26 protein-coding genes and 5 tRNA genes are annotated in these 25,509 nt (G+C 34.0%); 26 read left to right on the forward strand and 5 right to left on the reverse strand.

From position 1 onward, the window contains the following. The first annotated feature begins 9 nt into the window (after window positions 1–9). Entirely contained in the window at window positions 10–1,737 is a 1,728-nt protein-coding gene (locus tag MTX13_RS07855) for a TonB-dependent receptor (protein ID WP_250433988.1), read from the forward strand. A 182-nt stretch (window positions 1,738–1,919) separates the two neighbouring features. Continuing rightward, the gene (locus tag MTX13_RS07860) at window positions 1,920–3,545 is read left to right on the forward strand and encodes an amidohydrolase (protein WP_250433989.1); all 1,626 of its coding nucleotides are present in this window, start codon (window positions 1,920–1,922) and stop codon (window positions 3,543–3,545) included. Here the strand turns inward: MTX13_RS07860 and MTX13_RS07865 are convergent. Further along, window positions 3,542–4,237 carry a class I SAM-dependent methyltransferase gene (locus MTX13_RS07865; RefSeq protein ID WP_250433990.1) on the reverse strand — a complete coding sequence of 232 codons (696 nt, stop codon included), beginning with the start codon at window positions 4,235–4,237 and terminating at the stop codon, window positions 3,542–3,544. The genes MTX13_RS07860 and MTX13_RS07865 overlap by 4 nt on opposite strands. 64 nt (window positions 4,238–4,301) lie before the next feature. Here MTX13_RS07865 and MTX13_RS07870 point away from each other — a divergent pair, with 64 nt between their 5' ends. The 5 genes from MTX13_RS07870 (at window position 4,302) to MTX13_RS07890 (ending at window position 8,402) form a co-directional block, all read left to right on the forward strand. Next, window positions 4,302–4,796, forward strand: coding sequence for a YkgJ family cysteine cluster protein (locus MTX13_RS07870; RefSeq protein ID WP_250433991.1), 495 nt, complete (start codon window positions 4,302–4,304; stop codon window positions 4,794–4,796). Between the two features lie 48 nt (window positions 4,797–4,844). Then, on the forward strand, window positions 4,845–5,678 hold the full coding sequence (locus tag MTX13_RS07875) for a thioredoxin family protein (protein ID WP_250433992.1): 834 nt from the start codon (window positions 4,845–4,847) through the stop codon (window positions 5,676–5,678). Between the two features lie 11 nt (window positions 5,679–5,689). Then, window positions 5,690–6,529, forward strand: coding sequence for a sterol desaturase family protein (locus MTX13_RS07880; protein WP_250433994.1), 840 nt, complete (start codon window positions 5,690–5,692; stop codon window positions 6,527–6,529). A gap of 69 nt (window positions 6,530–6,598) precedes the next feature. After that, on the forward strand, window positions 6,599–7,819 hold the full coding sequence (locus MTX13_RS07885) for an outer membrane beta-barrel protein (protein WP_250433996.1): 1,221 nt from the start codon (window positions 6,599–6,601) through the stop codon (window positions 7,817–7,819). A gap of 163 nt (window positions 7,820–7,982) precedes the next feature. Then, window positions 7,983–8,402: a hypothetical protein gene (locus MTX13_RS07890; protein ID WP_250433997.1), complete on the forward strand. Its 420-nt coding sequence runs from the start codon at window positions 7,983–7,985 to the stop codon at window positions 8,400–8,402. Window position 8,403: 1 nt separating this feature from the next. On the opposite strand, the gene MTX13_RS07895 is transcribed toward MTX13_RS07890, so the two are convergent. Continuing rightward, complete coding sequence (locus MTX13_RS07895; RefSeq protein WP_250433999.1) at window positions 8,404–9,669, reverse strand: exo-beta-N-acetylmuramidase NamZ family protein; 1,266 nt, start codon at window positions 9,667–9,669, stop codon at window positions 8,404–8,406. Here MTX13_RS07895 and MTX13_RS07900 point away from each other — a divergent pair, their 5' ends adjacent. Together MTX13_RS07900 and MTX13_RS07905 are read left to right on the forward strand one after the other, a co-directional pair. Beyond that, a complete protein-coding gene (locus MTX13_RS07900; RefSeq protein ID WP_250434001.1) occupies window positions 9,670–10,905 on the forward strand; it encodes an ABC transporter permease in 1,236 nt (411 codons plus the stop codon). 121 nt (window positions 10,906–11,026) lie between these two features. Next, on the forward strand, window positions 11,027–12,007 hold the full coding sequence (locus MTX13_RS07905; RefSeq protein WP_250434002.1) for a PLP-dependent cysteine synthase family protein: 981 nt from the start codon (window positions 11,027–11,029) through the stop codon (window positions 12,005–12,007). A gap of 3 nt (window positions 12,008–12,010) precedes the next feature. Here MTX13_RS07905 and MTX13_RS07910 read toward each other — a convergent pair whose 3' ends face one another. The 3 genes from MTX13_RS07910 to MTX13_RS07920 all read right to left on the reverse strand — a co-directional run bounded on the left by MTX13_RS07910 (window position 12,011) and on the right by MTX13_RS07920 (window position 13,627). Next, the gene (locus tag MTX13_RS07910) at window positions 12,011–12,598 is read right to left on the reverse strand and encodes a hypothetical protein (protein ID WP_250434004.1); all 588 of its coding nucleotides are present in this window, start codon (window positions 12,596–12,598) and stop codon (window positions 12,011–12,013) included. Between the two features lie 112 nt (window positions 12,599–12,710). After that, window positions 12,711–13,142: an N-acetyltransferase gene (locus tag MTX13_RS07915; protein WP_250434006.1), complete on the reverse strand. Its 432-nt coding sequence runs from the start codon at window positions 13,140–13,142 to the stop codon at window positions 12,711–12,713. Beyond that, on the reverse strand, window positions 13,142–13,627 hold the full coding sequence (locus tag MTX13_RS07920) for a CIA30 family protein (protein ID WP_250434008.1): 486 nt from the start codon (window positions 13,625–13,627) through the stop codon (window positions 13,142–13,144). Before MTX13_RS07920 ends, MTX13_RS07915 begins: the two co-directional genes overlap by 1 nt. A gap of 143 nt (window positions 13,628–13,770) precedes the next feature. On the opposite strand from MTX13_RS07920, the gene MTX13_RS07925 reads away from it, so the two are divergent. From MTX13_RS07925 to secE, 17 genes are all read left to right on the forward strand, one after another. Further along, window positions 13,771–15,042, forward strand: a complete 1,272-nt coding sequence (locus MTX13_RS07925) for a DUF2851 family protein (RefSeq protein ID WP_250434010.1) — start codon at window positions 13,771–13,773, stop codon at window positions 15,040–15,042. A 16-nt stretch (window positions 15,043–15,058) separates the two neighbouring features. Beyond that, window positions 15,059–15,286, forward strand: coding sequence for a PspC domain-containing protein (locus MTX13_RS07930; protein WP_223033831.1), 228 nt, complete (start codon window positions 15,059–15,061; stop codon window positions 15,284–15,286). A gap of 3 nt (window positions 15,287–15,289) precedes the next feature. Further along, window positions 15,290–16,321 (forward strand): potassium channel family protein, encoded by a 1,032-nt coding sequence (locus MTX13_RS07935; protein WP_250434012.1) that lies wholly within the window; start codon window positions 15,290–15,292, stop codon window positions 16,319–16,321. 83 nt (window positions 16,322–16,404) lie between these two features. Further along, on the forward strand, window positions 16,405–18,108 hold the full coding sequence (locus MTX13_RS07940; protein WP_250434013.1) for an alanine/glycine:cation symporter family protein: 1,704 nt from the start codon (window positions 16,405–16,407) through the stop codon (window positions 18,106–18,108). Window positions 18,109–18,123: 15 nt separating this feature from the next. Beyond that, window positions 18,124–18,990, forward strand: coding sequence for a ComEA family DNA-binding protein (locus tag MTX13_RS07945; protein ID WP_250434014.1), 867 nt, complete (start codon window positions 18,124–18,126; stop codon window positions 18,988–18,990). A 17-nt stretch (window positions 18,991–19,007) separates the two neighbouring features. Next, window positions 19,008–20,174 (forward strand): acyl-CoA dehydrogenase family protein, encoded by a 1,167-nt coding sequence (locus MTX13_RS07950; protein WP_250434015.1) that lies wholly within the window; start codon window positions 19,008–19,010, stop codon window positions 20,172–20,174. A gap of 14 nt (window positions 20,175–20,188) precedes the next feature. Continuing rightward, window positions 20,189–21,613, forward strand: a complete 1,425-nt coding sequence (locus tag MTX13_RS07955) for a carboxypeptidase-like regulatory domain-containing protein (protein ID WP_250434016.1) — start codon at window positions 20,189–20,191, stop codon at window positions 21,611–21,613. A gap of 81 nt (window positions 21,614–21,694) precedes the next feature. Further along, window positions 21,695–21,889 (forward strand): 30S ribosomal protein S21, encoded by a 195-nt coding sequence (gene rpsU / locus MTX13_RS07960; RefSeq protein ID WP_223033837.1) that lies wholly within the window; start codon window positions 21,695–21,697, stop codon window positions 21,887–21,889. A gap of 109 nt (window positions 21,890–21,998) precedes the next feature. Then, a complete protein-coding gene (locus MTX13_RS07965; RefSeq protein WP_250434017.1) occupies window positions 21,999–22,889 on the forward strand; it encodes a tyrosine-type recombinase/integrase in 891 nt (296 codons plus the stop codon). A 39-nt stretch (window positions 22,890–22,928) separates the two neighbouring features. Continuing rightward, window positions 22,929–23,231, forward strand: coding sequence for a ribosome hibernation-promoting factor, HPF/YfiA family (gene hpf, locus MTX13_RS07970; RefSeq protein WP_250434018.1), 303 nt, complete (start codon window positions 22,929–22,931; stop codon window positions 23,229–23,231). 101 nt (window positions 23,232–23,332) lie between these two features. Next, a tRNA-Thr gene (locus MTX13_RS07975) sits at window positions 23,333–23,406 on the forward strand. Between the two features lie 35 nt (window positions 23,407–23,441). After that, window positions 23,442–23,524: transfer RNA gene (locus MTX13_RS07980), tRNA-Tyr, on the forward strand. 121 nt (window positions 23,525–23,645) lie between these two features. Continuing rightward, window positions 23,646–23,718: transfer RNA gene (locus MTX13_RS07985), tRNA-Gly, on the forward strand. 70 nt (window positions 23,719–23,788) lie between these two features. After that, window positions 23,789–23,860: transfer RNA gene (locus MTX13_RS07990), tRNA-Thr, on the forward strand. A gap of 61 nt (window positions 23,861–23,921) precedes the next feature. Further along, entirely contained in the window at window positions 23,922–25,109 is a 1,188-nt protein-coding gene (tuf, locus tag MTX13_RS07995; RefSeq protein ID WP_250434019.1) for an elongation factor Tu, read from the forward strand. A gap of 61 nt (window positions 25,110–25,170) precedes the next feature. After that, window positions 25,171–25,243: transfer RNA gene (locus MTX13_RS08000), tRNA-Trp, on the forward strand. A 65-nt stretch (window positions 25,244–25,308) separates the two neighbouring features. Beyond that, window positions 25,309–25,506 carry a preprotein translocase subunit SecE gene (secE, locus tag MTX13_RS08005; protein WP_223033841.1) on the forward strand — a complete coding sequence of 66 codons (198 nt, stop codon included), beginning with the start codon at window positions 25,309–25,311 and terminating at the stop codon, window positions 25,504–25,506. The last annotated feature ends 3 nt before the right edge of the window (window positions 25,507–25,509 follow it).

Genomic DNA, 25,509 nt, shown 5'->3' on the forward strand with positions numbered 1-25,509 from the left:
AAATATCTTATGCGTAAGCAGATTTCAATCATAACCCTATTTTTATTTCTAGCCAATGTTTCGGCATTGTGGTCCCAGGAGCGCGATAAAGATACTATAGATACTAATGTCATTGATGTAGTAAAGCCTTATACACCATCGGTTTCTGATGCTTTTAAGGTAAAAGAAGAACCTAATTTGGACGACGATGTCAATACGGCAAAAAAAGAGGTGATGTACAATATTTTTTCATTTCCTGTAGCATCTACATTTACACCAGCAAAAGGAAAAGCAGCTGTTGTAGATAAAGAGAAACCACTCAAATTATTTGATAATTATGCCTCTTTAGGTTTTGGGAGTTATACAACCATTTTAGGCGAACTATATTTAAACCATGCTTTAAGTCGAACGGAGAGTGTTGGTGGATATGTTAGTCACCATTCCTCTCAAGGTGGAATAAATGATGTGTTGTTGGACGATGATTTTTTGGATACCAAACTAAACGTAAATTATGCCAGTAACTTACGCGATATGTCTTGGAATGTGGAACTAGGAGGTTTGCACCAGAAGTATAATTGGTATGGTCTGGCGCGACCATTGTTTAATGAAGCCACAGCAGATAGTTTAGCTGTTGCCCATACGTTTTATGGCGCGCATGTTGGAGGCGATGTGAAATTTGAAGAGTCGTATTTAGAGACTGTTTCAGTGCTGTTCAGGTATTTTGGAGATGACAACGGATCCTCTGAAAATAGGTTTAAAATGCAAGCGCAAGCAGCAATTCCAATTGCTGATGAAGAAATTTCTACGACTTTGTATTTGGATTATCTAGGCGGTACATTCGATAGAAATTATTTCACAAATACCGAATTAAAGTATGGTAATTTTAATATAGGTTTGGCTCCTGTTTATCGTCTGACTCAAGATGATTTAACGTTAGATTTAGGAGTGTCTCTATTCTATTTAAACGATACAGAATTGGGTGATAACAAGTTTTATATCTATCCAAATATTGCTGCATCATATCGTTTGGTTGATGAGGTTTTAATTGCTTACGGTGGAATAAAAGGTGGCTTGAATCAGAATTCCTATTACGACTTTTCACAAGAGAATCCATTTGTGTCACCAACACTAATGATTATGCCTACAGACCAGCAATATAATGCCTATGTTGGATTAAAAGGAAAGGTTTCCAATAGCATGAGCTATGATATTCACGGCTCGTATTTAGCCGATAGAGATCGTGCACTATTTGTAAATAATGATATCACAATAACTCAAGAAGACTATACTTATGGCAACTCCTTTGGTGTGGTTTATGATGATGTTTCCACGTTTTCGGTAGGAGGTGAGTTACATGTTGATGTCAACCGTAATTTTACTTTAGGTCTAAAAGGAGATTATTTTATTTATAATGTGGACCAACAAGCTGAAGCTTGGAACTTACCAGACATCGAAGCTTCGTTGTTTATGGATTATCAAATTGATAAGCATTGGTTTGCAGGCGCAAGTTTATTTTTTGTTGGCGAGCGTAAAGACCAGTTTTATTTAAACAGTATGATTTTTCCAGCAACTCCTCAAGTTGTAACATTAGATAGTTATTTTGATATTAATGTTAATGTTGGTTATCATATTAATGATAGATTTTCGGTTTATGCAAGAGGTAATAATTTAGCAGGAAACGATTATGCACGTTGGCAAAACTATCCCGTACAAGGCATTCAGGTTTTAGCAGGTGCAACATATAAGTTTGACTTTTAACAAATTCTTGCAAAAGCAAGAATCTTTTTTATTATCCTAGTTTATGTATTATTCTGAATTGGATTCAGCATTTTATTAAATGCTTATAAAAGTGCTCAATTTTTGAGGGCTTTTTTTATTTTTACACTGATATCTGTTTCCGTTTTCTATACAGTACAAATAATTATCAAAGTTTATTCTTTATGAAAAAGTTATTCTCCATTTTCGTTTTAATTCTAATTTTTTCTTGTGAAAAAGAAAAACAACAAGTCGATGCTGTTGTTATAAATGGAACAGTTTATACCGTTAGCGACAATTTTGATAAAGCAGAAGCTTTTGCCATAAAAGATGGTAAGTTCCTGGAAGTCGGAAACTCTGAAGACCTAAAAAATAAATACCAAGCCGATACCATTATTGACGCTAACGGTAAAGCTGTATTTCCTGGGTTTATAGATGCGCATTGTCATTTTTACGGATTGGGATTGAACCTGCAAAAAGTAGATTTAATAGGGACCACTAGTTTTGATGACGTCATGAAGCGTGTGATAGATTATCAAAACCAAAGACAAGCTAATTTTGTTATTGGTCGTGGTTGGGATCAAAATGATTGGGAGGATAAAAACTTCCCCAACAAAAAATTACTAGATGCTTTGTTTCCAAAAACACCAGTGGCTTTAACGAGAATAGATGGTCATGCCATGCTGTGTAATCAAGCGGCATTGGATTTGGCCAATATTACTTCTGAAACTATAATTGATGGCGGTGAAATTGGTGTTGAAAATGGTGAGTTAACAGGAGTTCTAATTGATAACCCTATGGAGTTGGTGGAAGTCATGTTTCCTAAACCCAATCGTCAACTTCAAATTAACGCATTGTTGGATGCTCAAAAAATATGCTCAAATTTAGGTTTGACTACTGTTTCAGATGCTGGATTGGATCGTGATGTAATAGAGTTAATTGATAGCTTACAACAGGCTGGTGATTTACAAATGCGTGTGTATGCTATGGTTAGCAATACGCCAAAGAATTTAGACTATTACCTGTCAAAAGGAAAAATAAAAACCAATTCATTACATGTACAATCAGTAAAAGTTTACGCAGATGGTGCATTAGGATCGCGAGGAGCTGCTTTAAAAGCGCCCTATTCAGATAAAGAGAATCACTTTGGGGCCATGGTTATTGGTTTGGATGATTATAAAATTTTAGCTGAACGTATTAAGTCTGCAGGCTATCAAATGAATACGCACGCTATTGGCGATTCGGCAAACCGATATGTTCTGCAGACATACGAAAAGGTGTTGGAAGGAGAATTAGATAGACGTTGGCGCGTTGAGCACGCTCAAATAATTACCGATAATGATTTTAATGCCTTTGAGAACGATAATATTTTACCTTCTATTCAACCAACACACGCAACAAGTGATATGTATTGGGCTGAAGACCGATTAGGTTCTGATAGAATAAAAGGGGCTTATGCCTACAAAACATTGTTAGAGGCCAGTGGTAAAGTAGCATTGGGAACCGATTTCCCAGTAGAGCAAGTGAGTCCGTTTTTAACTTTTTACGCTGCAGTGGCTAGACAGGATGTTAACGGTTTCCCTGAAGGAGGTTTTAATATTCAAGACAGGTTGACACGAGAAGAAACCTTAAAAGGCATGACGATATGGGCAGCCTATTCTAACTTTGAAGAACAAGAAAAAGGTAGCATTGAAGTTGGGAAGTATGCTGATTTTATTATTTTGGATCAGGATATTATGGAAGTTGATATTAGAAAGGTTCCTGAAACTAAAGTTCTGTATACTTTTATTAACGGTAAGTCCCAGCTTTAATATAGCTTTGCTAAATAATCAAAGTGTTCGCCATCTAATATTTTTTTGCATTTTAATCCAACACTGTCGCAAGCTATTTGTAACGTTTTGAAATCTAAATACAGCCATTTCATAGGTATTTCCTCTTCGCCTTTGTAGCTCAAATAATAATCCAGTTCGCCATAATAGCTGGCATTGGTGTCAATCCAAAGACCGCCATCATCATCTTCGTACATATATTTAATATCTGAAGAATCTATCAATATTTGACCATTTGGTTTGAGTAACGACTTTAAGTGGTTTAAATAGGCGCTAACCTGATTGATTTCTTGAAAAATTCCAGTACCATTCATTAACAATAGAATAGTATCAAAATGTTCGGTTTCGTCTAATAGATGTATTTGTTTAATCTGTTTAACACCACGTTTCTGCGAAACTTCAAAAGCACCTTGGGAAATATCAATAGCAGTTACGGCAAGACCTTTATTTTGCAGGTAAAGACTGTGGCTTCCTGCACCACAACCTACATCTAGTACTGAACCCTTGGCTAATTGGAGTGCTTTTTGCTCTATTTTAGGCATATCGTTGTAGGTTCTGAAGAGATAGGGCAATGGTAATTCGTCATCATCAGAGATGTTAGTAGATGTAATAATGTCTTCTGAATAATTACCGTTATAATAATCCAATAAGGCTTTCCCAAATAAATCTTTCATATCCTGTTATTTCTACTTTAGTAGGAATCTCTTGTTTTGTTATAAGTTTACCTATTTTTGCATTATGCAAAACTTTATAGATAGTCTTCCAAAGCTGGCCAAAGATAAGCATAACGAGAACAAAACGTTTTTTAAAAAGCTAAAAAAGAAACCTCCAAAACAATTGGATTATGTTATGCAAGAATTGCATGAGGCTGAATTTGAACGTACTGATTGTTTAGAGTGTGCCAATTGTTGTAAAACTACAGGGCCTTTATTTACAGATAAAGACATACAGCGTATTGCCAAGTTTTTTAAAATGAAGCCACAGCAATTTATTGATTCCTATTTACGAATTGATGAAGAAAACGATTATGTGCTTAAGTCTGTTCCGTGCACGTTTTTAGGAGCAGATAATTATTGCAGCATATACGATGTTAGACCTAAGGCCTGCAAGGAGTTTCCACATACAGATAGAAAGAAGTTTCAGCAGATATCAAATTTAACTTTAAAAAATGTAGCCATCTGTCCTGCGGCTTTTAATATAGTTGAGGAAATGAAAAAAAATATAAAAATTTAATCTTAAAACTGTATTTATGGTATATTTAAGTGAATTTAAAACTAAATAATGAAGCAAGTAATTTTTATTTTGGCGTTGATGGTTTCTTTCGGATCAGTCAGGGCAGATAACTGGTTGACATCTTTTGAAGAAGCACAGAAATTGGCTTTGGGAACCAATAAATTAATTTTAGTGGATTTTTGGGCAACTTGGTGCGGGCCTTGTAAACGGATGGATTCTGAATCATGGAGTAAAGATGAAGTGCATTTACTTATGGATAATTATGTTCCAGTTAAAATTGATATAGACAAAAATAGAGCACTTGCCCAAAAGTATGGTGTAAATGGTATTCCTTTTATATTTATAATGGATGGAAATGGTAAGGTGGTTTATAAGGAAATGAGTTATAAACGTAAAAGTGAAGTAATTCGTTTATTAGAAAAATATGCACTCAATACATCCTATTTGAGCAAAGATTTAATCAATTATTACAAAAATACAAGTTTTACAACTGCTTTTAGATTAGGTGTAAAATACCAGGATTACAGTTTGCATTTGGGAGATTCTATACAAAAGGATATTTTGACACTTTCTACTTCCTATTTGGAGGATGCCGAAGCATACCTTAAAGAAAGTAAAATGAAAAACAAGAAGGCTTTCAAACAAAAAATCACACTTTTTAAAATACAAGAAACTTTAATTTTAAATAAACCAGATAAAGCCTTAAAACAGCTTGGAAAAATTAAAGAAGAAAGTCTTGAGCAAATTAATGTAGAACTTTACAGTTTCTTGTATTATGTTGCTTATTTAAAACTTGGAGATGATTCTAATATTTCTAAATGGCGAAATCAAATATCTGAAGCTGATATAAGAAAAGCAGATTTATTTATAGAAACTAGTTAAAAAAGTTCATTTTGGAGACTATTATTAATTACTTTGAAACAATCCCTTCTCTACACAGAAGTATTTTGCTTGTAGGAGGAATTACTTTGTTTTGGCTTTTAGAAGGAGCTATCCCTTTATTTCGATTTAATTATAAAAAATGGAAGCATGCTTGGCCTAATTTCTTTTTTACTTTAACAACTATTATCATAAACTTTGGTTTAGCTTTCGTATTATTAAAGTCTGCTGATTGGGTTGCTAGCAATAATTTTGGAATTATTAATTGGTTGCCAGAAATGCCTTTATGGTTATATGCTGTACTTGGAGTTATGCTTTTGGATTTTTTTGGTGCTTACTTGGCGCATTTAGTAGAGCATAAAGTAAAGCCATTGTGGATGGTGCATTTGGTACATCATACTGATCATAATGTTGATACAACAACAGGCAATAGACACCATCCAATAGAAAGTGTAATTCGATTCACATTTACCTTGTTAGGTGTTTTTATTGTCGGAACGCCTATTGCTCTAGTGTTTTTGTATCAATCGCTATCGGTTGTATTTACGCAATTAACACATGCTAATATTAGATTACCTAGAAAATTAGACAAATTTATAAGCTATTTTTTTGTGTCTCCAGATATGCATAAAGTGCACCATCATTATGTGTTGCCTTACACCGATTCTAACTACGGAAATATTTTTTCAATCTGGGACAGACTTTTTGGAACATACATGGAGTTAGATAGGGATAAGCTGATATATGGTGTAGATGTTTTTCCTGATGAAGTAGCTAATGGAAAGATTGGCGAATTGCTTAAACAGCCTTTTCAGGAGTATCAAAAGCCTACAATAAAAGTTTCTGAAAAATAACCGGTTTTTTATTAGTTAGGAGTGTAGAGTTTTCTATTTTTGGGGGCTTTAAATCAAAACTAACAACCAATGAAACTTATTAAAATTGCCCTTATGTTGTGCGTTACATCCATGTCTGCACAATCAAATTTTGTAACAGGCTCTGTTACAACTAAAAACAATCAAATTTTAAATGGAGAGATAGACTATCAGGACTGGAAGAAGACACCTGAAACTATTAACTTTAGACAAGGCGAAGATATCAGGACCTTTAAGCCTGAAGATTTACTTGCTTTTCAAGTAGAAAATGACAAGTTTATAAGTAGATCTGTTACCGTAGATGTTACTGAACAACAATTGAGTAAAATGACAGATACTCAAAAGGTTATGTTTGAAGATAGACATGTTTTTTTAAATGTATTAGCTCAAGGTAATGCCAACCTTTATGAGTATTATGATTCTAGAACCCATTTTTATGCTGAAAAGGGAGACACGTTTATAGAACTAATAAATCGTAAAAAATTACAGGAAGGCAATCAAGATTTAATGACTTTTAAGAAATATTTGGGGCAGTTAAATGTACTGTTTAATGATTGTAGTTCCTTAAAAATTTCTGAAGGTTTAGAATACAGACGATTACCTTTATCTAAAATATTCAACAAATATAACACGTGTATATCGGGTGATGATTCAGACAATTACACTAAAAAAGTTGAGCGAGAAAAAGTGGTTTTTTATGTTACTGCTGGTTTTGCTTTTTCAAATTTTAATTTTGAGCACCCAAATTCAATTCTAGAAAATTTTGATGGAGGAAGCTTTACAACGCCAAGCTTTGGAGCTGCTGCTGATATACCTATTTCTAAAAACAGAAATAAATGGTCTTTGCGTACCGAATTGTTATACTCTGCTTATAAAGGAGAATTTGAACCTAATGAATTAACGACAATAACAGATGGTACTATGTATTTAGAACAATCTACTTTAGGTGCTAATGTATTAATACGTTATAAGTTTAAAAGTAAAAATGAAGACTTATTTCCGTTTATTAATGGTGGATTTGGATTTAACTATGTGTTATCTTATGAAAATTATGTAAGCTACAAGAGAGTAAATGCTATTTCAGATGAAGAACAGATGTTTGATATAGGTAGTGCCGATTCTTATTTTACCTTCAGTGTTGGAGCTGGTGTAATTTATAAAAGATTTTCATTTGAAGGACGATTTATGATTTCTGATAAGGTATTAGGATCAGTTTATGGTTCGAGTGCAATTACCAACATAGGAATGTTTGTATCTTATCAATTGTTTTAATGATATTAAATCTAGATAAAAAAAGCCTTTTTTAAAGGCTTTTTTTATGGCTTTAAATGAATTTCATCCCAGTTTTTGTGTAGTTTAAAGATTTTATTGTTTTCATTGTCAGTGGTTTAAGTAGATTTAACTCGAGGGAGAATTCAAAATTGTTGTTGTTTAAATGATGTACAATAAAGCAATAACACAATTGAAAACACGATTCACTACACTATTGATTCCAAGCTTTTTACTAACGTTTCATATGGGGTTGGCTCAAAACTCTTATGCTAAAATTGAAAAAAATTATAATACTAGTGCGAGTAGTCTTTCACACCAATTAAACACAACTAAAGATACATTGCTGTTAAAAAGCACTCGAAAAATCACTCACATATACTCTATAAATAGTGACTATAAACGGGAGATTGATGTGTATTTAGATACTAATGAATACCAATTGCCATTATCTGGGTTGTCCCAAGGGAAACATTTGTTGGTTGTTGGCGAGTCTCCCAAAAAAATTGTATTTGTTTTAAGAATACGGCAAACACCAGAAATGATTACCCTTGAAAAATCAAAATTATCATATTTGGACGATTAAATTATTCATATAACAAATAAGGTTTTCTCATGGTATCGTAGGCTTTTAAACCAGCATCCCAAGTTTGTTTTATTTCCTTTTCAGTTAAGCCAGTTTCAATTTGTTTCTGGAGAGTTGTATTTCCAGCATGCTTGGTAAATCCATCGGTTAAGAAGAATTTAGATTTATCTATGGAGTTTTCATAGGCCTTAATAATCCACCTTAAAGTCATGCCATTAATTTTTTCTTTGGCTAAATCTTCGCCATAACACAATTTGTCTTTATGTTTAGGGTATTTGGCTCCAAAATTTGATTCTGGTGTATAGGTAAATGTCATGGTTTCTGGGTTAAGAAAAGGTGCTCCATAACGTTGAAATTGAAATTCAGTACCACGACCAGCATTTATGTTCGTCCCTTCAAACAACCCAAGACTTGGATACAACTTTATCGATTGATCATTAGGTAAATTAGGTGAAGGTCTAATAGGTAAACTATAAGGTGTTTCGTGTGTATAATGCTCAATAGGAATCACGGTTAATCCACATTTTATCCCTTCATTTAACCAATTTTCACCATTTATCATTTTCGCCATTTCACCAATGGTCATGCCATGAACTAAAGGAATAGGGTGCATGCCTAAAAAACTTTTATGTTCAGGTTCTAAAATGGGACCTTCAATATAATGGCCATTAGGATTTGGTCTATCTAAAACGATTAAAGGAATATTTGCTTCAGCACAAGACTCCATGATATAGTGTAAGGTGGAGATATAGGTGTAAAAACGAACACCAACATCCTGAATGTCAAAAATTACAATGTCAATATCTTGAAGCTGCTCTTTAGAAGGTTTTTTGCTTTTTCCATGTAATGAAACAATAGGCAGTCCTGTTTTTATGTCAACACCATCACTAACTAATTCGCCTGCATCTGCTGTACCGCGAAAACCATGTTCGGGTGAAAACACCTTTTTTAAATTCACGTTTAAGCTAACCAAAGAATCTACTAGATGTGTGTAATCTTCACGTTTAAAAATAACTGAAGTCTGATTGGCAACAATACCAACTTTTTTGTCGTTTAACAGCGGTAAATAGAGTTCTGTTCTGTTCGCGCCAACTACAATACTGTTGTTATTACTATCCAGCTTGTCGGCAGACAGGGAGTCATGCGATGAAGCAATCTCTTTATTGTTAATCTCTCTTTTTGAATCAGAAAAGTTTCCACAGGAAATCAACACTAAAACAAATAAAAAAACGGTATTTTTGACCTTATTAAAACCTAATTGCATCATTTGAATTTCGAATATTTTACAGCTAAACGTATAATTGATAGTAAAACGTATAAAAGTAGCGTTTCGGCACCAATAATAAAAATTGGAATTACCGCAATTGCCATTGGTATGGTGGTTATGCTTATAGCCATTGCTACTGGAATTGGTTTGCAGCAAAAAATTCGGGATAAGGTTGTGGCCTTTAATGGTCACATTATGATTTCAAAGTTTGGTAACAACAATTCACATGAAAGTGATAACTTTATTTCATTACAACAAGATTTTTATCCCGAATTTAAAGCAGTTGAAGGCGTTAGCCATATTCAAGCGGTTGCCACAAAGTTTGGTATTATTAGAACCGAAACCGATTTTGAAGCTGTTATTGTTAAAGGTGTAGGTGGCGATTATAACTGGAATTATTTTCAAGAGTACTTGATTGAAGGTCGTTTGCCCAATTTTTCAGGTAAACGAAATGAGGATGTGCTAATTTCAAAATATATAGCTAATAGATTAAATCTGAAATTAGGAGACACCATTCAAACGTATTTTATGCGTGATGATATTAATAAGTCACCACGTATCATTCCGTATAAAATTGTGGGCATTTACAATTCAGGATTTCAAGATTTTGATAAAACCTATATTATTACCGACTTAAAACATATACAGCGACTGAACAAATGGAATGCAGATCAAGTAGGACATTTTGAACTGTTTGTTGATGATTATTCCCAATTGCAATCTATTCAAGAACAGGTATATCAAAACACACCTTCTGATATGAATACCATTACTGTAGAGCAGAAGTTTGATACTATTTTTGAATGGATAAATATTTTTGATAAAAACATTTATGGGATTATTGGTATCATGATTTTGGTTGCTGGTATTAATATGATAACAGCTTTATTGGTTCTTATTCTTGAGCGCACACAAATGATAGGCATACTAAAGGCTTTAGGAAGTAGTAATTTAAGTATTCGAAAAATATTTCTTTACAACGCATCATACCTAATTGTTTTAGGATTATTTTGGGGTAATCTAATCGGTTTGGGAATACTATTGGCCCAAAAATATTTTAAATTATTCCCCTTGAATCCAGATGTATATTACGTAAGTGAAGCACCTGTGTTTTTGAGCTTGGGTTATGTTCTGGCCCTCAATATAGGAACCTTTGTGATGTGCATGCTTATGCTGCTTTTACCATCTTACATCATTACAAAAATATCGCCAGTAAAGGCTATGCGTTTCGAATAGTCTTGTCATTGCTAGGACCGAGCGACGTGGCAATCTCAAAATAGATACTTACTTTAAATAACCGAATCATTTCTTTACTTTTCTAACTTTTACTGTACATTTGCACCGCAAATAAATAAGTATGGATTACGCAAAAAATATATTAGAAACCATAGGTAATACTCCTTTGGTTAAAATCAATAAACTTACTCAAGACTTACCATGTATGGTTTTGGCAAAATACGAAACCTTTAATCCAGGTAACTCGGTTAAGGATCGAATGGCCTTAAAAATGATTGAAGATGCCGAAGCCGATGGTCGCTTAAAACCAGGCGGAACCATAATTGAAGGTACTTCGGGTAATACCGGAATGGGTTTAGCTTTAGCGGCAATAGTAAAGGGCTACAAATGTATTTTTGTAATTTCAGATAAGCAATCTAAAGAGAAAATGGACATACTTCGGGCTGTAGGAGCCGAGGTGATTGTTTGCCCTACTGATGTTGAGCCAGACGACCCTAGAAGTTACTATTCTGTTTCAAAACGTCTAGGTGAAGAAACACCAAATTCTTGGTATGTCAACCAATACGACAACCCAAGTAATGCAAAAGCACATTACGAAAGTACAGGGCCCGAAATCTGGAAACAGACCGATGGAAAAGTTACGCACTTTGTAGTTGGCGTGGGAACGGGAGGTACCATCTCTGGTGTTGGTAAATATTTAAGAGAGCAGAATCCAAACGTAAAGGTTTGGGGTGTGGATACCTATGGTAGCGTGTTTAAAAAATACCACGAAACCGGCATTTTTGATGAAAACGAAATTTATCCTTACGTAACCGAAGGTATTGGTGAAGATATTTTACCGGAAAACGTAGATTTTTCAATTATTGATGGCTTTACCAAAGTAACCGATAAAGACGCTGCAGTTTACACCCAATTATTGGCCAAGGAAGAAGGCATGTTTTTGGGCAACTCGGCGGGTGCGGCCATAAAAGGCGTATTACAGTTAAAAGAACATTTTGGAAAAGATGATGTGGTAGTGGTATTGTTTCACGACCATGGTAGTCGCTATGTAGGCAAAATGTTTAATAACGACTGGATGAAAAAAATGGGGTATATCGAATAGGTTTTATTCTTTTTTTATTAAAGTCCATGTCTCTCCTTTTTCGTTTGTGTATGAGACAAGTCCATATTCTTTATCCCATTCAAATTCAGTTATTCCATATTTTCCATTAAGATTGAAATAAGGACAATTATCTTTATTAAATGTATAAACATTTTTCCAGTTAGGATTTAATTTAGATGTTTTTGTTTTCGGTAAATAGTGATTGTAATTACTATATTCTAAATTCAATAAACGAATTACTGGACTTGAGTTTCCCAATTTCTCATTTGCACTAATTTGTACAAAGTAGTCCTCAACTATATTGAAGGTGTCCTTTTTGATTTTGTAATCTATGCGAGCAAATTCTTTGTCGAAATTTGAAACAAATGGGTTGCATTCTCCTTTAGGCTCTTTAATAATTTTATTAGTAATAAAAATTGTGTCAAAATCATCGAGTTGCGATTTGAAAATCAATTTATTTCCAACTTTGTAATTATTGAACCAAGTTTTATCATTTGCTGTAAAATAGACATTTTTGCAATCAGAACTACAAGATTGTATAAATACACAAATAATTATGAGGATTAGGTATTTCACTATCGATTCGGTCATATTACTTACAGCTTAATGATTTAATCCATTTAAATATTTCTATAGGCTCAATACTGGTTTTTTAATATCAGGAGTTACAGACTTTTACCAGTCAGGAACGAAGTTCGATTTTTTAATTGAGATTGTCAAATTTTAAACGCAAGACATCTTGGCTGCTTTCTTTATGAAAATAGGAATGCATGTGTTTAAAACCGTATTTCTTATAGAAAGCTCTACCAATAGTGTTTTTATCAAACACCTCTACCTCTAAACTCTTATATGAAGGTTTAATGAAGTTTACTAATTGCGAACCAATACCTTTGCTATGATGGTTTGGTAAAACAAATAAACCGCCAATTTCATTATCCATCATACTTATAAAACCTAGAATAGTACCATACTCTTCATAAACCCAAGTTTCAGAGTCAGGTATATACATATCACGCATAGCTGTTTTAACTTGTTCAACAAAAGCATCATCTAAAAACGGATGTGCCAGTGTAGATGCTTGATGCCAAATATTGAGAATAGCTTCAAGGTCTTTGGGTGTATGTTTTCTTATCATTATTTAATGAGTTCAATTTTATCCAGTACCAATTTAAAGGCTTGTGCTTTTTTATTGCCGATTAAAATACCAATTTCTTCAATAGTTTCACCATTAAAATTAGGCATATCCAAATCTCTACCTCGAAAAACAGGATAAAAAGCTTTCAAAGGAATATCAATGGCTCCCCAATTATTGTCCGATTGAAAATAGGCTACATAGGAATAATAATCATTTCGGTTGCTTTTTAATCGTAATTGGTAAGTATTGCCGTCGCCTTTTACATGCAAACGAATTTTGGAATAACCGTTTACTTGTATAGATTCGCAATTATGTCTTACCGATGAAAAACCACCATTATTTTCCAAAGATATTTCGCCTTCAAAAACACCATGACCGTTTTCGTCAATATAAAAATTACCATCAGAGCGTCCGCCCATAACAACATCATCTACTAATAGCCAATCATTAGCTTTGCTTTTAGGATTAAAGTCGTATACAATCATAGAATTTTGAATAATTAAGAGCAGGCAAGCATACAGGATATACATGTTTCATTAGCTTTTTAGTAAAAATACGAAATACACGTGTCTATTCTCTTAAATAAACCATAAACGTTTTTAGCTTTATTTTGTAACTTGTTTTAAATATGCAAGAAGACTTTTTACATTACATCTGGAAGCAAAAAAAATATCAATCAGTCAATTTAAAAACAGTTGATGGCATAGCTGTATTGGTAAAATCATCGGGAACACATAATCATCTGGCAGGACCAGATTTTTTTAATGCACAAGTTAGAATTGGTAACCAGCTTTGGGCAGGTAATGTAGAAATACATATTAAATCCAGTGACTGGTATGTGCACAATCATGAAACCGATTCTAACTACAATAATGTTATTTTACATGTAGTTTGGGAGCATGATGCCGATATTTATAGAAAAGATAATTCGGTTATTCCAACACTTGAACTTAAAAACTATATAAGCCAATCTGTTTTAGATAATTATCAAAAACTGTTTTTGAAATCCAACAAATGGATTAATTGTGAAAACGATTTTCCAGATATCGATAGCTTTATTCTGCAAAACTGGTTAGAACGCTTGTATTTTGAACGCCTAGAAAGTAAGTCGGTTGTTATTCAGGAATTATTGCAAAAATCCAAGAACAATTGGGAAGCCGTTTTGTTTAATATGCTTGCCAAAAATTTTGGTCTCAATATTAATGGCGAAGCCTTTTTAAGCATGAGCCAATCGTTTGATTTTTCAATCGTTCGAAAGTTGCAATCCAACCCCATGGATTTAGAGGCATTGTTTTTTGGACAAATAGGTTTGTTAGATTCGGTATTAGAGGACACCTATTATAAACAACTTTTAGAAAGATACCACTATATAAAACATAAGTTTGGCTTGGAAAATTCCGCGGTCTTACCCGCTCAGTTTTTTAAGTTGCGACCACCAAATTTCCCTACTATCAGGTTATCCCAACTTGCTATGTTATATTCTAAGTACCAAAATTTGTTTTCTCAAATACTTGATGTAAGCACCTTAACCGATTTCTACAAAACATTTGAAGTTACGGTTTCTACATACTGGCAAACACATTATAACTTTGGTACAGTTTCTAAAAAGTCTAAAAAATCCCTTACCAAACCATTTGTAGATCTACTGCTTATAAATACCATTGTTCCCATAAAGTTTGCTTACGCCAAGAGTTTAGGTAAGGAAATAACAGAAGAAATTCTTCAACTTATGGAGCACATTCCAGTAGAGAGCAATAGTATTGTTTCTAAATTTCAAGAATTAAAACAAGGGAATTATTCAGCCTATCATTCGCAAGCCTTTATTCAGCTTAAAAAAGAGTATTGCGACAAGAATAAATGCTTGCAATGTGCTATTGGAAATGCACTTTTAAGCGAATAAATTATTACATTGCAGCATGAACATTATTTACAGACCATTACTATATTTTCAACGGCATGGATACTATGTGTGTCAACGCATTGCAGACCGTTTGGGTATTCGGGCTAAAGTGGTGAGAACGTCGTTTGTGTATCTTACATTTGTAACTTTAGGTTTTGGTTTTGCGTTATACTTGTTCTTGGCATTTTGGATGCGCATTAAAGATTTATTGTACACAAAACGGTCATCAGTTTTTGACTTATAATTTATGAGTAACAAAATAACACGCTTATTTCGATCTAAAATATATACGGCCATCATTTTATTGATGTTATTGTTGCTCATTGGTGTTATTGGTTTTAGGGTGTTGTCAGGTTATAATTGGATAAATGCCTTATACATGACGGTAATAACCATTACCACAGTTGGATTTGGAGAGGTAAGGCCACTTGATGATCCTTCAAAAATATTCACCATTTTTTTAATTCTTACAAGTGTTGTTATAGTGGGGTACGCGTTAAAAGTTATTACAGAATATATATTGAGCCAGAATAATATTGATGAATTAAAACAGAAGAAGATGCAAAAAAAGATTGACAGCCTATCAAACCATATCATTATTTGTGGTTATGGACGAAATGGTAAACAGGCAGCAACTAAATTAATTGCGTACAAAAAACCATTTGTGGTAATTGAAAAAAATAAAGCGACTATTGAAAAGCATCAAAATGAGTTAGTACCTTTTATTCATGGTAATGCCAATGAAGATGAAGTGCTATTACAAGCAGGAATAGATCGTGCCAGCACACTTATTTCAGCATTACCAGAAGATGCAGACAATCTTTTTGTCGTGCTTTCGGCTAGGCAAATTAATAGCAAAATGACCATAATTAGTCGAGCTTCTCTTGAAACATCATACAAAAAACTCAAGTTAGCAGGAGCTAACAATGTCATCCTTCCCGATAAAATAGGTGGCGACCATATGGCTTCCTTGGTAGTGGTCCCAGATTTAATAGAGTTTATAGATAATTTGTCAATTGTAGGTAAGGCCAATATTAACATTGAAGAAGTTGAAGTTAGTAAACTATACGATGTGTCTACAGTAAAGACCATTCGCGATTTGGATTTAAGACGAAAAACAGGTTGCAACGTTATTGGCTATAAAAATGGAGATGGTGAATATGTTGTAAACCCAGAAGCGGACCAAAAGCTTATGCCAGGATCAAAAATTATTGTGTTGGGAAGACCTGAACAAATTCACAAGCTTAATACAGAGTACAATATAAAAGCGCATTTATAGGGTTTTAACAAATCAGGTTTTAAAAACTCATTTTTTTTTAGCATCTTGCTGACTTTATTATTTAACTAAACTAACATTTTACTATGAAGAAGTATCTTCTTTCAATATTTACACTTGTATTACCTTTTTTAACATTTGCTCAAGAAGAGGTGGGATTGGATCAAAAAATTGACCAAGCCTTTCAGCCGGTTTCAGATTTTTTCTCGAACGTTATTTTCTTTGAAATTGCAGGAACACCTTTCGTTCTTTTATTACTTGTAGGTAGTGCTGCGTTTTTCACGATTTATTTCGGGTTTCCTAATATTCGTTATTTCGGAAAAGCCATTAATACGGTTAGAGGAAAATATGAAGACATTGAAAAACATGGCGCAGCCGAATTATATGGTGAAGATGGTATTGCTCAAGGTCAAGATTTAACAAAAGTTGATATTGATGAACATCTTGATAAGGTAGAAGAAAAGTTAGCTGCTAATGATGATTTAGCTATAGATGGAGACATTGTTGATACTATTCGCGATGAAAGTTCAGATGGAGAGGTATCACACTTCCAAGCTTTAGCAACAGCAGTTTCTGGAACTGTTGGAAACGGAAATATTGCTGGTGTTGCATTAGCTATTGCATTAGGTGGGCCAGGAGCAACCTTTTGGATGATTGTTTGTGGTTTATTAGGTATGTCAACCAAGTTTGTGGAATGTACGTTGGGTGTTCAATATAGAGATGTTGGTGAAGATGGTACCGTTTATGGCGGTCCAATGTACTATATAAGTAAAGGACTTAAAGCAAAAGGCTTTAAAACCCTAGGTAAAGTAGCTGCCGCATTATTTGCTGTGTTTTGTATTGGAGGATCATTTGGTGGTGGTAATGCTGCGCAATCTAATCAAGCTACAATAGTAATCAAGGAAATGTTTAATTGGGAAAGCACGGCAGCAGGAGCTATTGTTGGCGTTGTTTTGGCCATTTTAGTAGGTATTATCATTATTGGTGGAATCAAGCGAATTGCGTCAGTAACCGAAAAAGTTGTGCCATTTATGGCTGTACTTTATATTCTATGTTGTTTATATATCATCTTAAGTAACTTTGATTTGATTGATGATGCTATTGGTTTAATTGTACAAGAAGCCTTTAACCCAACTGCTATTGGTGTTGGTGGTTTTATTGGTGTTTTGCTGGTTGGATTTAAAAGAGCGGCGTTTTCTAACGAAGCTGGAGCGGGTTCGGCATCAATTGCGCACTCTGCAGTACGAACTAAATATTCAGCTAGTGAAGGTTTAGTAGCCTTATTGGAACCATTTATTGATACAGTTGTAATCTGTACGATGACAGCTTTAGTAATTATTATATTCAACTTTGGAGGTTTCTTCGAGTATGGAGATGCAACTGGAGCTGGAGTAGTGATAATTGATGGTATGAGTTATGAAGGTGCTGGAATCACTTCTAAAGCTTTTGCAGAATACATTCCTTATTCTAATGTATTTTTAACAATAGCTGTTGTATTGTTTGCGGTATCAACAATGATTTCTTGGTCTTATTACGGGTTACAATCCTGGAAGTTTTTATTTGGTAGAGGTAAAGCAGCAGATTTAACTTATAAATTATTATTTTTAGTATTTGTTGTAATTGGTGCCGCTGCAAGTATGGGATCAATTTGGGCTTTCTCTGATGCGATGATTTTTGCTATGGTATTCCCAAATATGGTTGGTCTTTACTTCTTGTTCCCAGTTGTGAAAAAACAATTAAATAGATATCTAGATGCCATCAAGCTTAAAGCCGATGCTATAGAAGATTAACAAAAACCAAAATATATGAAATCCCATTTCACGTTTACCAAAAAACAACGGAATGGGATTTTTTTATTGTTCATTTGTATTATTCTGCTTCAAATAGCGATATTTTATTCCGCTTCATCAAATAAACCGGATGTTCAAGATTCAGAACAGGTTATAAAATGGCAGCGTGAAATAGATTCTCTTAAGGTGATTAAGATTGCTGAAAGTAAACCGAAAATCTACCCTTTTAACCCAAATTTTATTACAGACTACAAGGGCTACAGTTTAGGCATGTCTAATCAAGAGATTGATAGATTGTTAAAATTTAGAGCAAAAGATCAATGGGTCAATTCGGCCCAAGAGTTTCAGCAAGTAACCAAAATATCAGATACATTGCTCGAAGAGATTTCACCTTATTTTAAATTTCCAGAATGGGTGACAAAGCCTAAAACAAATGCTTTTCAAAAAACACAATATGAGAATACACCTAAAACTTATGATGAAAAAACAGATTTAAACACAGTAACAGCAAGTCAGTTACAGCGTGTATATGGTATTGGTGAAAAACTATCAGAAAACATTATTAACTATAGAACTAAAGTTGGAGGTTTTGCAGCTGATATAGAATTACAGGAAGTTTACGGGCTAAAGCCTGACGTTATAGAGAATATTGGTAAAGCGTTTACCGTAAAAACGCCACGAACCATTCAAAAAATAAATTTAAATACAGCTAGCAAAGATGAATTGGTGACTATTAAGTATATAGATTATGAAATTGCCTATAACATTATGGAGGAAAGAACCCTGCGTGATGGTTTTAAATCATTGGATGAATTAACAAAAGTTAAGGACTTTCCAGTTCATAAAATTGATATAATTAAGTTATATTTGATGCTCAATTAATCACAAAAAAAGAAGGTATGAATAGTATGTACTTCACAGAAGAACATAATATGTTTAGGCAGAGTTTGAAAGATTTCTTACAAAAAGAAGTGGTTCCCCATATTGAAAAATGGGAGAAAGACGGAACCGTAGAACGCTTCATTTGGAAGAAATTTGGAGACATGGGATTTTTCGGTGTCAATTATCCAGAAGCTTATGGCGGTTTAAATCTCGATTTATTTTATACGGTCATCTTTCTTGAAGAGTTACAAAAAATAAACTCTGGTGGTTTTGCTGCTAATATGTGGGCTCATGCTTATTTGGCTATGACCCATGTAAATGCCGAAGGTAGCGAAGCTATTAAGCAAAAATATTTATCAGCTAGTATTTCAGGAGATATGATAGGCTGTCTTTGCGTAACTGAACCTTTTGGAGGAAGTGATGTTGCTGGTATGCGGACAACTGCTGTTAAGCAAGGTGATAATTATGTTATTAATGGTTCTAAGACTTTTATTACAAATGGTGTCTATAGTGATTATTTGGTAGTTGCAGCTAAAACCAATCCAGAATTGGGAAATAAAGGCATAAGTATGTTTATCATAGATCGTGATACGCCTGGTGTATCTTCAACGAAGTTGGATAAGTTGGGTTGGCGTGCTAGTGATACTGCTGAAATAGCTTTTGATAATGTTACTATTCCTGCTTCAAATTTAATGGGAGAAGAGAATAAAGGCTTTAATTACATTATGCAGCATTTTGCTTTTGAACGTTTAATTATGGGAGTTAATGCGCACGCTAGAGCAGAATATGCTCTAGATTATGCAAAACAATATATGAGTGAGCGTAAAGCTTTTGGTCAAAGCATAAATAAATTCCAAGCTTTACGTCATGCCTTTTCTGATGCCTACGGTTATATGGAAGTATGTAAGGAGTTTAATTATTCGGTAGCATATCGCATGAATAAAGGTGTTTATGTAGTTAAAGAAGCAACAGTCTCTAAATTACAATCCACAAAAATGGCAGACGAGGTTATTTATCAATGCCTGCAATTTTTAGGTGGTTATGGATATATGGAAGAATACCCAATGGCAAGATTGTTGCGCGATAGTCGTTTGGGGCCAATAGGAGGTGGAACTTCAGAAATTTTACGTGAGATTATCGCTAAAATAGAACTTGATGGTAAAGACTATAAGCCTGCTACTTAACTTAAAAACTTACAATGAATTCTGTTTTTATTAGAAATTTAATTGCAATTCTACCCTTATTTGTTTGTGCAAATGTATTTTCTCAAACTGAAATTAAAAATTCTGTTCTAGATGCTGAATCGTTTCTACCATTAGAAAGTGCCAGTGTGTATGTTCAAAATACAACTATTGGAACCATTACTAATGAGGATGGAAAGTTTTTACTTGTTGTTCCCAATAAGCATCTAAAGGATACGCTTGTTATTTCATCAATTGGTTTTAAAAGTTATAAGGTTCCAGTAAACGAATTTGATAATACGTTTGATGTGTATCTAGAACCCGATGTGGCTTCTTTAGACGAAGTATTGTTGGTAGCAGAAACAAGACCAAAAACAGGAAATGATATTGTGCTTCGAGCTTTGGAGGAACTAACAGAGAATTTGGCAGACTCATCGTATCTTCAAAAAGGATTCTTACGTCATAAAGAGCGCAATAAAAAAGAATTTAAATGGCTTATTGAAAGTGCTATTACCTTGTACGATCCTGGTTATGATACAATACCTGGAGAGCCTGTTAAAATTAATGTTGACCAAGTACGTAAGAGTTACGATTTAAGAGATGTTGATAGTTTGTTGACTTATACGTCATATCTGCGAAATAAAGGAATCAAACTACGTTCACGAAATTTAAATCGCGATACCATTGAAACAGCTTCATTGGTTAAGGCTATAAAATGGAACGATAACAGAATTAACGGGTTGGAAACCCTGTTCCACGGAAAGTTAAATATGGTTAGAAATTCTGTGAACCCTAAAGCCTTGTTTGATCCCGAAGATATTTTAAGTAAGCATATGTTTAACTTGGATACGGTATTAGTGGAAAACGATAGGAAAATTTATAAAATACAAATTTCTGAAAGTTTCGAACACATAAATTTAGAGACTAAAGGTGTTTTTAATGACGGTTATCAGCCAAAGGGTTGGATTTATATCTATTGGGATACCTATGCGATAAAGCGTATAGAATATGAACTACATGCCGCTTCTAAAGCACAGCGTAGCCGAAGTAAAACTTTGTTCGATACCTATTTAAACCATAAATTGATAATCAATTATAAAGAGTATCAAGATAAAATGTACTTGAACTATGTGTATTATGAAACACCTAAATTGGTTAATGTTGGTGTTGCAGAAGACGACCCAAGAACGGAAGTTGATGAATCTGCCGTCAATAAAGAAGAACGATACTACTATACGGTTCAAGAAATTTTGTTTACTGAAATCATAACAGACCAAGAGCAGGTTAGCGAAACCTTATCCAAACCTTGGGATGCTGACATGTTCTCTCCAAAACCTTACGATAAAGCCTTCTGGAAAAACTACAATACTTTACTAGAAAGCGAAGAAGAAGAAAAACTTATTCAAGACCTAACACAACGCTACTCATTATATAAGGAATAATTTTTTGATTTCTATTGCAGAATTCAAATTAGTTATTATTTTTGCAACCTGAAAATTCTAAAAGAGAGGAGGTTAGAGCCTATGTTAATTATACCAGTTAAAGACGGAGAAAATATAGATAGAGCATTAAAGCGTTACAAGCGTAAGTTTGTTAGAACAACAATAAAGAATCAGTTGCAAGAACGCAAGCAATATACAAAGCCTTCTGTAGCACGTAGAGCGCAGATTCAAAAAGCGCAATACATTCAGAGTTTAAGAGATCAAGAAGAGATTTAAATAAAAGCTCAATAAATAAAAAAATCCTGCATTATGCAGGATTTTTTTATTCTAGTATAATTGTAATTTAAACTTTGTATTTTTATAAAAATCTACTGCTTTATAAAATATGCCTTTTAAATCCTTTTTAGATTATTTGTCGCTGGAGAAAAATTATTCCAAGCTCACCATTCAAGCTTACGAAAAAGATTTAAATGATTTTTATAATTTTTTAAACCAAGAATATCAATCTACAGATTTGAGTGCTGTTACCTATCCGCTTATACGCAGTTGGATTGTATCGCTTGTGGATAAGGAAATTTCAAACCGAACGATTAACAGGAAAATATCGGCATTAAACACTTATTATAAATTTCTCTTAAAGGTTGAAGACATAAAAGTCAATCCTTTATCCAAACATAAGGCGCTAAAGACAAGTAAAAAAGTTCAGATTCCGTTTTCAGAATCTGAAGTGGCTATTGTTTTAGACGAATTGAATTTTGATGATTCATTTAAAGGTATAAGAGATAAGGTGATTATAGAGTTGTTTTATTCAACAGGAATCAGACGAATTGAATTAGTAGAATTAAAACTAAACAGTATCGATTTTTCAAACCGAACGATAAAAGTACTGGGTAAGCGCAACAAAGAACGTATTATTCCGTTATTAGATTCAGTCCTCAAAAATTTGCAGACATATATATATGTAAGAAAATCGTTAGATAATATTCAAGATAAAGACATATTATTTTTAACACAAAAAGGCGTTAAAATTTATGAAACTCTTGTTTACCGAATAATTAATGATTATTTTAGTTTGGCATCTTCTAAAGTAAAAAAGAGTCCGCATATATTAAGACATTCATTTGCGACACATTTACTTAATCAAGGTGCCGATTTAAATACTGTAAAGGAATTATTAGGTCATTCTAGTTTAGCGGCAACTCAAGTTTATACACACAATAGTATAGCAGAGCTAAAAAAAGTCTACATGAATGCGCACCCTAGAAGTAAAAAGTAAATCGAAAAACACTAATGTTTAACTTAATAATAGAAGAGTATGAAAGTAAACACGCAATCAGTCAATTTTAATGCAGATAAAAAATTGATAGCCTTTATTCAAAAGCGTATGGATAAGTTAGAGTTATTTTATGATAAGGTCATACAATCAGATGTGTATTTAAAAGTTGAAAATACAAGTGATAAAGAAAATAAAATCTTCGAAGCACGTGTTAGTGTTCCGGGTGATACTTTTGTAGTAAAAAAGCAATGTAAAACATTTGAAGAAGGAGCTGATAGTGCAGTTGCATCATTAGAAAGACAGCTAAAAAAGCGAAAAGAAAAATTAAGAGCATATTTATGACAAAATTTTTCAAAAAATGTTTTGAATAAGAAAATAAATATATACATTTGCAGTCCGTTAGAAATAGCGGGCTTTTTTTTAGTTAAAAAAGCAAGGTAAAAGCCGATGTAGCTCAGCTGGCTAGAGCAGCTGATTTGTAATCAGCAGGTCGTGGGTTCGAGTCCCTCCATCGGCTCAAGTTCTTAAAGAAACTGAAACTAATTTTTTATTGGGGAGATACTCAAGCGGCCAACGAGGACAGACTGTAAATCTGTTGTTTTTTAACTTCGCAGGTTCGAATCCTGCTCTCCCCACGAAAATTGTTATAGTAGTTGTTAAAAGCTTGCTTTTGTAAGACTGCAATAAGAATTTTTAGTGAAGGGTCACCTTCACGGATCACCAAGTAAAACGAGGTAATCCTTAAAACATGAAATTGCGGGAGTAGCTCAGTTGGTAGAGCGTCAGCCTTCCAAGCTGAATGTCGCCGGTTCGAACCCGGTCTCCCGCTCAAAAAATTTACGAGTTACGATAAATGTTTACAAATCGTAAATCTAATAATCGGCAATCGTAAATGAAAAGCCGGTGTAGCTCAGGGGTAGAGCGTTTCCTTGGTAAGGAAGAGGTCACGAGTTCAAATCTCGTCATTGGCTCTTTTTTTTAGGATTGAATAAAATTGAACACTAATATAAATTAAGATTAAATAAATTAAACATGGCAAAGGCAACTTTCGATCGTTCAAAACCACATTTAAATATTGGTACTATTGGACACGTAGATCACGGTAAAACAACTTTAACTGCTGCTATTACTAAAGTATTAGCTGATGCAGGTTTTTCAGAAGCAAGATCATTCGATCAAATTGATAACGCTCCAGAAGAGAAAGAAAGAGGTATTACAATTAATACATCTCACGTAGAATATCAAACAGCAAATCGTCACTATGCTCACGTTGACTGTCCAGGTCACGCGGATTACGTTAAGAACATGGTAACTGGTGCTGCTCAAATGGATGGCGCTATTTTAGTTGTTGCTGCAACTGATGGTCCTATGCCACAAACTCGTGAGCACATCTTATTAGGTCGTCAGGTTGGTATTCCAAGAATCGTTGTTTTCTTAAACAAGGTGGATATGGTTGATGATGAGGAATTATTAGAATTAGTAGACATGGAAGTTAGAGATTTATTAAACTTCTATGAGTACGATGGTGATAACGGACCTGTTATTTCTGGTTCAGCTTTAGGAGCGCTTAACGGTGAGCAAAAGTGGGTTGATACAGTATTAGAATTAATGGAAGCTTGTGATTCATGGATTGAAGAACCAACTCGTGATATGGATAAGCCATTCTTAATGCCAATCGAAGACGTATTCTCTATCACTGGTCGTGGTACTGTTGCTACAGGTCGTATCGAAACAGGTGTTGCTAATACAGGTGATCCAGTTGAGATTATTGGTATGGGTGCTGAAAAATTAACATCTACTATTACTGGTATCGAAATGTTCCGTCAAATTCTTGATAGAGGTGAAGCTGGTGATAATGCAGGTATTTTATTAAGAGGTATTGAGAAAACTCAAATCTCTAGAGGTATGGTAATCTGTAAGCCAGGTTCTGTAACTCCTCATGCTAAATTTAAGGCAGAGGTTTATATCTTGAAAAAAGAAGAAGGTGGTCGTCACACGCCATTCCACAATAACTACCGTCCACAGTTCTACGTACGTACAACTGATGTAACAGGAAACATTGCACTTCCTGATGGAGTTGAAATGGTAATGCCAGGTGACAACTTAACTATTACTGTTGAGTTAATCCAACCAATTGCAATGAACGTAGGTTTACGTTTCGCTATCCGTGAAGGAGGTAGAACAGTTGGTGCTGGTCAGGTAACTGAAATTTTAGACTAATAAAATTCAATAAATAGTAAGTTAAGGTATTTCGTTTTTCGGAATACCTTGACTTGTATTTACGGGTTTAGCTCAGTTGGTAGAGCACTGGTCTCCAAAACCAGGTGTCGGGAGTTCGAGCCTCTCAACCCGTGCAAGTAAAACAAAACAGTGAGTCTCAATGCATTTTGATACTCTAAAATTGTAAATTAAACATATAATGGCTGGAATTGTAAACTATATAAAAGAATCGTTTGGAGAGTTAAAAAATAATGTGACTTGGCCGTCTTGGGCAGAAGCACAAAGCTTAACAGTGTTAGTAGCAGTGTTTTCAATTATTTTCTCGTTAGCAATTTGGGGGGTAGATACAGTGTTCAGCAAAGCCATAGGATTTTACTTTAAATGGATTAACGGTTAAACT

It is taken from the genome of Hanstruepera flava, from assembly GCF_023634025.1.
GTDB classification, from domain to species: Bacteria; Bacteroidota; Bacteroidia; order Flavobacteriales; family Flavobacteriaceae; genus Hanstruepera; species Hanstruepera flava.

Bases quoted from the DNA above. Each gene is read 5' to 3' on its own strand.
- MTX13_RS07930 (WP_223033831.1), top strand. From the start codon at position 15,059: ATGAACATTATTTACAGACCATTACTATATTTTCAACGGCATGGATAC.
- MTX13_RS07950 (WP_250434015.1), top strand. From the start codon at position 19,008: ATGAATAGTATGTACTTCACAGAAGAACATAATATGTTTAGGCAGAGT.
- MTX13_RS07860 (WP_250433989.1), top strand. From the start codon at position 1,920: ATGAAAAAGTTATTCTCCATTTTCGTTTTAATTCTAATTTTTTCTTGT.
- hpf (WP_250434018.1), top strand. From the start codon at position 22,929: ATGAAAGTAAACACGCAATCAGTCAATTTTAATGCAGATAAAAAATTG.
- MTX13_RS07885 (WP_250433996.1), top strand. From the start codon at position 6,599: ATGAAACTTATTAAAATTGCCCTTATGTTGTGCGTTACATCCATGTCT.
- rpsU (WP_223033837.1), top strand. From the start codon at position 21,695: ATGTTAATTATACCAGTTAAAGACGGAGAAAATATAGATAGAGCATTA.
- MTX13_RS07915 (WP_250434006.1), bottom strand. From the start codon at position 13,142: ATGATAAGAAAACATACACCCAAAGACCTTGAAGCTATTCTCAATATT.
- MTX13_RS07890 (WP_250433997.1), top strand. From the start codon at position 7,983: ATGATGTACAATAAAGCAATAACACAATTGAAAACACGATTCACTACA.
- MTX13_RS07925 (WP_250434010.1), top strand. From the start codon at position 13,771: ATGCAAGAAGACTTTTTACATTACATCTGGAAGCAAAAAAAATATCAA.
- secE (WP_223033841.1), top strand. From the start codon at position 25,309: ATGGCTGGAATTGTAAACTATATAAAAGAATCGTTTGGAGAGTTAAAA.
- MTX13_RS07855 (WP_250433988.1), top strand. From the start codon at position 10: ATGCGTAAGCAGATTTCAATCATAACCCTATTTTTATTTCTAGCCAAT.
- MTX13_RS07935 (WP_250434012.1), top strand. From the start codon at position 15,290: ATGAGTAACAAAATAACACGCTTATTTCGATCTAAAATATATACGGCC.
- MTX13_RS07910 (WP_250434004.1), bottom strand. From the start codon at position 12,598: ATGACCGAATCGATAGTGAAATACCTAATCCTCATAATTATTTGTGTA.
- MTX13_RS07895 (WP_250433999.1), bottom strand. From the start codon at position 9,669: ATGATGCAATTAGGTTTTAATAAGGTCAAAAATACCGTTTTTTTATTT.
- MTX13_RS07865 (WP_250433990.1), bottom strand. From the start codon at position 4,237: ATGAAAGATTTATTTGGGAAAGCCTTATTGGATTATTATAACGGTAAT.
- tuf (WP_250434019.1), top strand. From the start codon at position 23,922: ATGGCAAAGGCAACTTTCGATCGTTCAAAACCACATTTAAATATTGGT.
- MTX13_RS07965 (WP_250434017.1), top strand. From the start codon at position 21,999: ATGCCTTTTAAATCCTTTTTAGATTATTTGTCGCTGGAGAAAAATTAT.
- MTX13_RS07875 (WP_250433992.1), top strand. From the start codon at position 4,845: ATGAAGCAAGTAATTTTTATTTTGGCGTTGATGGTTTCTTTCGGATCA.
- MTX13_RS07920 (WP_250434008.1), bottom strand. From the start codon at position 13,627: ATGATTGTATACGACTTTAATCCTAAAAGCAAAGCTAATGATTGGCTA.
- MTX13_RS07940 (WP_250434013.1), top strand. From the start codon at position 16,405: ATGAAGAAGTATCTTCTTTCAATATTTACACTTGTATTACCTTTTTTA.
- MTX13_RS07870 (WP_250433991.1), top strand. From the start codon at position 4,302: ATGCAAAACTTTATAGATAGTCTTCCAAAGCTGGCCAAAGATAAGCAT.
- MTX13_RS07945 (WP_250434014.1), top strand. From the start codon at position 18,124: ATGAAATCCCATTTCACGTTTACCAAAAAACAACGGAATGGGATTTTT.
- MTX13_RS07955 (WP_250434016.1), top strand. From the start codon at position 20,189: ATGAATTCTGTTTTTATTAGAAATTTAATTGCAATTCTACCCTTATTT.
- MTX13_RS07905 (WP_250434002.1), top strand. From the start codon at position 11,027: ATGGATTACGCAAAAAATATATTAGAAACCATAGGTAATACTCCTTTG.